Source organism: Paenibacillus phytorum (assembly GCF_013141715.1).
GTDB lineage: Bacteria > Bacillota > Bacilli > Paenibacillales > NBRC-103111 > Paenibacillus_E > Paenibacillus_E phytorum.
Map to the genome: position 1 here is coordinate 1 of NZ_WHOA01000200.1, position 5,940 is coordinate 5,940.

9 protein-coding genes and 1 pseudogene are annotated in these 5,940 nt (G+C 41.7%); 3 read left to right on the forward strand and 7 right to left on the reverse strand.

The window, feature by feature from the left end; translation table 11 throughout:
• Positions 1-17: 17 nt before the first annotated feature.
• The 3 genes and pseudogenes from GC098_RS28655 to GC098_RS28665 form a co-directional block, all read right to left on the reverse strand.
• Positions 18-581 (reverse strand): MOSC domain-containing protein, encoded by a 564-nt coding sequence (locus tag GC098_RS28655; RefSeq protein ID WP_171646644.1) that lies wholly within the window; start codon positions 579-581, stop codon positions 18-20.
• Positions 582-715: 134 nt separating this feature from the next.
• On the reverse strand, positions 716-1,423 hold the full coding sequence (locus GC098_RS28660; RefSeq protein ID WP_171646646.1) for an SDR family oxidoreductase: 708 nt from the start codon (positions 1,421-1,423) through the stop codon (positions 716-718).
• 65 nt (positions 1,424-1,488) lie between these two features.
• A pseudogene (locus GC098_RS28665) lies at positions 1,489-1,929 on the reverse strand (MFS transporter); the annotation flags it as partial.
• Positions 1,930-1,968: 39 nt separating this feature from the next.
• Between GC098_RS28665 and GC098_RS28670 the strand changes: the two are divergent.
• Positions 1,969-2,460 (forward strand): CBO0543 family protein, encoded by a 492-nt coding sequence (locus GC098_RS28670; RefSeq protein ID WP_246359028.1) that lies wholly within the window; start codon positions 1,969-1,971, stop codon positions 2,458-2,460.
• A 117-nt stretch (positions 2,461-2,577) separates the two neighbouring features.
• On the opposite strand, the gene GC098_RS28675 is transcribed toward GC098_RS28670, so the two are convergent.
• Positions 2,578-2,940, reverse strand: coding sequence for a winged helix-turn-helix transcriptional regulator (locus GC098_RS28675; RefSeq protein ID WP_171646652.1), 363 nt, complete (start codon positions 2,938-2,940; stop codon positions 2,578-2,580).
• Positions 2,941-3,074: 134 nt separating this feature from the next.
• On the opposite strand from GC098_RS28675, the gene GC098_RS28680 reads away from it, so the two are divergent.
• Together GC098_RS28680 and GC098_RS28685 are read left to right on the forward strand one after the other, a co-directional pair.
• Complete coding sequence (locus GC098_RS28680) at positions 3,075-3,965, forward strand: alpha/beta fold hydrolase (protein ID WP_171646654.1); 891 nt, start codon at positions 3,075-3,077, stop codon at positions 3,963-3,965.
• On the forward strand, positions 3,962-4,477 hold the full coding sequence (locus tag GC098_RS28685; protein ID WP_171646656.1) for a dihydrofolate reductase family protein: 516 nt from the start codon (positions 3,962-3,964) through the stop codon (positions 4,475-4,477). The genes GC098_RS28680 and GC098_RS28685 overlap by 4 nt, the downstream gene beginning before the upstream one ends.
• 95 nt (positions 4,478-4,572) lie before the next feature.
• On the opposite strand, the gene GC098_RS40975 is transcribed toward GC098_RS28685, so the two are convergent.
• The 3 genes from GC098_RS40975 to GC098_RS28695 form a co-directional block, all read right to left on the reverse strand.
• Positions 4,573-4,698 (reverse strand): hypothetical protein, encoded by a 126-nt coding sequence (locus GC098_RS40975; RefSeq protein ID WP_281367143.1) that lies wholly within the window; start codon positions 4,696-4,698, stop codon positions 4,573-4,575.
• Positions 4,699-4,840: 142 nt separating this feature from the next.
• Positions 4,841-5,359, reverse strand: coding sequence for a spermidine/spermine N(1)-acetyltransferase (gene paiA, locus GC098_RS28690; protein WP_171646658.1), 519 nt, complete (start codon positions 5,357-5,359; stop codon positions 4,841-4,843).
• A 24-nt stretch (positions 5,360-5,383) separates the two neighbouring features.
• Positions 5,384-5,836 carry a MarR family winged helix-turn-helix transcriptional regulator gene (locus GC098_RS28695; RefSeq protein ID WP_171646660.1) on the reverse strand — a complete coding sequence of 151 codons (453 nt, stop codon included), beginning with the start codon at positions 5,834-5,836 and terminating at the stop codon, positions 5,384-5,386.
• Positions 5,837-5,940: the final 104 nt, after the last annotated feature.

A 5,940-nucleotide genomic window follows, 5' to 3' on the forward strand; every position in this document is an offset into this window, starting at 1 on the left:
TAACAACAGCGTCCGTTTTACACTCGTTCTAAAGCACGAAATGGTTCAGGTGGTAGGTCAACTCGGACTAGGTCCCCAACTCGAATTTCTCCCCCAGTTAGAACGATAGCCATTACACCAGCCTTTCGGATTAGATTCCCGTTCTCATCGTGGTCCAAAACCGCATTCAGTAGCCCTGACTGGAAATTATCTATTTGTATACAAGGATTGCGAAGTCCCGTGATTTCAACAACTGCTATTTCACCGATATACAGCTTTGTGCCTATTGGCAGTCCGAGTAAGTTTATACCACGGGTTGTAATGTTCTCGCCCATCTGCCCGGGCTCGACGTGAAAACCCGCACTTCGTAATTCATCGAACAACTCCGAATGAACTAAATGAACCTGGCGAAGGTTGGGTTGATTCGGGTTTTGTGCGACTCGTGAACGATGCTTTACGGTCTTTCCCATGTGTGCGTCGCCTTCCACTCCCAGACCAACTAGAAGCCTAATGACCTCGACAGTCTCTTTGCTAAAAGTATGCGTTGCACTACGGCTAACAGACACAACTTCTCCAACTTGAGATTCAAGGTTATTTGCCATTCACAACGCCTCCACTCCGAATTGAAAACAAACTCCTCAGATAAACAACGCCCATAATTGAAATTGTTAATTAAACTTAGGAAAGTTTGGTGCCTAAGACGGTTCACATTTATACATTAAATCATTCGTTGATGTTACCAATCGATTCGTTTTCCATCTCTGAAGAACCCCCCATGAGGTCCTTCAGGTCCAATAGTCGCTAACCAAAGGATAGACTCAGCTGCTTGCTTTGGAGTTCTTGGAGCAGATGGTCCACCCATATCTGTACTTACCCATCCCGGACAGACCGCGTTTATTTTGATATCTCCTTTGATTTCTGCAGCTGCCAATTGTGTCAATCCATTCAAGGCAAGTTTAGACAACTTATAGGCGCCTACTCCTTGAACGGACATTTCTCCCATCGCCCCATATTCTGAAGAAACATTAATAATTCTTCCATATCCTTGCTTTTCCATGAACGGAAGAAAGGAAATGATGGCATAGTAAGCGCCGAAGAAATTAGTTGCCATCGTTTTCTCTAGAATGGAAGGGTCCATAGTCAATAATTTTTCATTCTCATCCAAATACACGCCAGCGTTATTAATCAAAACGTCTAATCTTCCATACCTCTCATTTACTGTAATCGCAGCTTGACGGATGCTTTCTTGATTGTCTACATCCATCATCACAAACGAAACATCCAGATCTGACTCCTTTAGTTTTTGCGCAGCTTCATGACCCATCTCTGGATTCCGACTTGCCAAAATGACCTTAAAACCATTCAAAGCCAATTGTTTGACCAGCTCATATCCAATCCCTCGATTTCCGCCGGTAACAAAAGCAACTTGTTTATCCTGTGACATTTAATTCTCCATTTCTCGCCTGCTATAACCTTGGCTAGGCAATTGCATATTTTTCATTTAATTCCTTATTGAGAAAATTGTTTTGTGGGACTATACATGAAATTTCTCAGTAAAATAAATACTATACTTAATATCAAGAACAACAGTCCCCCTAATACGACGTATTGTGTGCCCATTCCTGATATAATTAATCCACCTACAGTTGTACCAATTGTTATGCCTAAGTTACCGGATGTTAGAAATAATCCATTTGCGAATTCAGGAGCTTCTGTAGCTACAGTCGTAATCCAATATTGACTAATATTATTTCCTATTGCAAGTACTATTCCCCACCCCAAAATAATGATGAACATAGGTCCAGTAAACTTACCCATTAAGAATACTAAGATATAAACGGCCCCTAATAGGAATGGGTAAGAAGCTACAGTTTTCATGGCATTTTTAGAAAGTAATTTCCCTCCCACGATGTTTCCTATCATACTTGCCACACCAAACCACTTAAGGAGTTGTCAGACCGTATATCGTCAGTAACAAATGATTGGTCGATGTACTGGAAAACATACTCAAATATAGATACATGGCAATTTTGGGTAATGATAACCTTTTTTATTGTGCCTTTGATTCTCTTAGTATTTATGATTGACAGAAAAAAAGCCTTTCGGATTGGCTTTTATGGTCTAGTCGTTCACGTATTTGCTTTTTATAGTGACTTGTACGGCACAACACAAAGGTTATGGGAATACCCCTACACATTAACGCCTTTTTCACCATCAAGTTTTGGCTTGGATGCTTCTCTAATTCCTGTTACTTACATGTTACTGTACCAATGGACGGTTAATCATCGAAAAAACTACTATTTGTATATTTGTTTATTAGCTATAGCTTTCGCCTTTGTGTTTAAGCCCTTTCTTTCCTCCATTGGATTGTTTCATTTAGTGAAAGCTAGTTATGGTTATCTTTTCTTATTTTACCTCGCAGGAGGCTTTTTTAGTAAATGGATGACCGACTTATTCGAATTAGCAAAAGAGCGTGCCTAAACAACTGACTTTGAGTTTGTGAACTAATAAAAAAAGGCATAACGTCTAAGGCGTTATGCCTTTTTTTATTAGTTCCACAGATGTTTTATTGGGTGCGACAAGCGGTGACCCACTCGATTAAATCAATCCAAAATTAATTTCCTCAACTATTTCCGTCCCACGCTCGGGACTTAAGCCATTTTCCTGAACCCATGCCCACATAGCGGCAAAAATAGGCTGCAGATTCCGCCCGCGCTCTGTTAGCTCATATTCGACGTGTAAGGGCACACCGGGATACAGCGTGCGCGTTATAATTCCCTTCTCCTCCAATACCCGCAGCCGATCCGTTAACGTCTTCGGACTAATCGGGTTCAGCCTTCGGCGAAGCTCTCCAAATCGCTTAGTGCCGACAAACAACTCCAGCAGAAGAGGGAGGGTCCACTTGCCATCCAAGATTTCCAGCAAAGGATCAATGGCTTCGATACAAGAGCGATCCAACATCGGCGTTTCCTCCATAGTTCATTTTTTGAAACTATTGCACTTTATTGTAACTACTTTTCAAATGTACCACAGTCCGCTACCATTGAAAACAGAGAGCACAAAAAAAGAAGGCATCAGATGGGAGGAAGGCGACAATGAAAAGACCATTTGAAGTGGATGTGTTGGAGTACCCGTTTAAAGACCAATGGCTGCCATACCGCAACGGAAATATTCATTATATTGACGAAGGAAACGGACCGACAGTTCTTCTCCTTCATGGAAATCCTACGTGGTCATATCTTTACAGGAATGTCATTAAGGAGCTGCGCGGTGAATTCCGACTTATCGCTCCGGATTATCCCGGCTTCGGAATGTCCAAAGCGCCATTCGGCTATGGTTATACGCCGCAAGAGCATTCGGAGGCCATATCGGACTTCATCCGCCGCCTGGATCTGAAAGACTTTATACTAGTGGTCCAAGACTGGGGCGGGCCGATCGGCCTTAACTACGCCATACGGAACCGGGATCAGCTACGTGGAATCGTCTTGATGAACACTTGGGCGTGGCCTGCGACGCTGCTTCCTATGAAATTGTTCTCGCTTGTAATGGGAGGATGGCCTTTCGGATATTGGCTACAGACTCGGCGCAACTTCTTTGCCAAGGTCATTGTTCCGCACGGCATCCATCATGCCGAGAAAGTGACGGAAAGCCTGAAGAAAGCTTATACCGACCCTTTCCCGACACCGGAGTCCAGAATCCCGACATGGGTATTCCCCGGGCAGATTCGCAAGGCCCGATCTTGGCTGGCGGCTATTGAATCAGGACTGCCGTTGTTATCCGATTTGCCCGCGCAAATAATGTGGGGGACAAAAGACAGCGCCGGCTTCCCGCTTGAAGTCATGGCCAAATGGCAGAGCTATCTGCCGATGAACGAAACCGAAATCCTCGACGATGCTTCTCACTATGTGCAGGAGGATCGACCGGATCGAGTAGCAGCATCAATTCGAAAAATATGGACAACGACGTCAGGAGGAAAAATCATATGAAAACTATTTTATGGGCAACATTAAGCGCCAACGGTAACTATGCACAGTCGAGTCCCGAGAACCCGCCGAAGAAGGAAGCACTTGACGATTTTGCGAAACATGCCCAAGCAGCCGGGAATTTTATTGTAGGACGCCGAACCTTCGAGGCTATGGCTGCCAGCGGCGGTGCAGGCGGCGGTCCCTTTGCCGAATTGGATATCGTTGTGGTTTCCAAGAACATTGATGCCCTTCCGGGGGCAACGATTGCGAGATCTCCGCAGGAGGCCCTAAACTACCTACAGCATAAAGGACATCAAACCGCAGTCGTAGCAGCTGGCGCTGATCTGCACAATGCATTTTTAGGTCAGGGGCTTGTCGACGAGCTGATCTTCAATGTAGCGCCTGTGCTGGAAGGCAAGGGCCTTCATCTAATGATCGACACAGATAATTATACGTTCAAAGATGTTCAGCTTCTGGATACCAAGCCTCTTGGCGGCGGCGTCATCCAGCTGCATTACGCGGTTAGCCGCTAGTACAATCGGTTGATCCAACCAATCTGTCAAAATAACATTAAAGCGATAAGATTGGCGAAACACGAATATGACTTTAACGTCGGTACCACCCGGTGTTAAGGTCTTTCTTTTGCGATTTCAGCGAAAACTACACAGGCTTCTAGTGTTGCAAAGCTATTTTCTTTGATAATGTCGTAAGCGACTTTTATTTCATCAATGTGAAAGTGTGAAGGAATATACATGGTTTTCTCCTCCTCATTTGCTCTTATAACAAAACTTTCCTTTAGCTTAATGACAGAAGGAACAACTGCCGCGGCGGCAAACTGCTTCCTGGATCGCTGAACTAACGTTCGCCGTTATCTGAATATCATTTCAGAGAAAATGTTATATGAGTGTTTTGGTCATTATAAAATCTATTTGTTCTTCATCACCCATATAGAAAGAGTGGGCTCCTGTTTGAACAAAGTCCATTTTTTTATAAAAGGTAATTGCGCTCTCATTTTTTTCCCAAACCCCCAGCCAGATCTTCTCTTTATTCCGTTCTATCGCTATTTCAATAGCTTTATTTATTAGATATTTACCAAGCCCCTGTTTATGAAGTTTTTTCCTTATATAAATCCTCTCGATTTCAAGCGAATCATTGCCCATTATTTCAGTTTGATCATCATTGGTGTTTAGCTTTAAATACCCGGCAATTTCCTCATTAGAATAAATAATATAGAATTCCGAAGAGATATTTGATAATTCTTTTTCTAATTGTTTTAAGTTAAATGCTTTTTCCAAGTAGGCTTTCATATGTTCAGGTGAATTTTGATTCTTAAATGTCTCATTAAATGTTTCAACACTAATTTCTTGAAGTAATCCTAGATCTTCAAATGTGCACTTTTTTATATTTATAGTCATTTTATTTGTCCTCCTTTTACTAAATCAATAATTTCTCTTGTTTCCCTTTTTTACAAACTCCCAGTCTTTTTCTACATTTTTTCTGACTCTTTGCAGCAGGTTAAAAATCGTATCTACTTCACTTTCGGAGATTCCAGATAGTGCGACCATATTGGAATAATCGTTTTCCCTTTTTATAAAAGGGTAAACAGTCTTCCCTTTCTCTGTAGGAAATAGTTTTTTAATTTTTTGGTTATATTGATCATCATTCTTTTCAATAAATCCATTAATCTCCAGTTTCTTTATAGCACGAGCAGCTGTTGTTCGGTCTACCTTTATCATTTCAGCTAACTTTTCTTGAATAATTCCTGGATTTTCACATATTCGTACGAGATACAAGTACTGTCCTTTTGTAAGGTCATATCTTTTAAATTCTATATTACTTATAGAATCTAATGCCCTAGCAATCATTCCAACCTCACGTAGAATTTCCTTCATAATTGCAACTCCACTACTATTGTATTTTTCAAACGTCGTAAAAAAATAGTACATCATTTTTGTTGTATTTACAACAAAAATGATGTACTGGCTTTTCCATACTA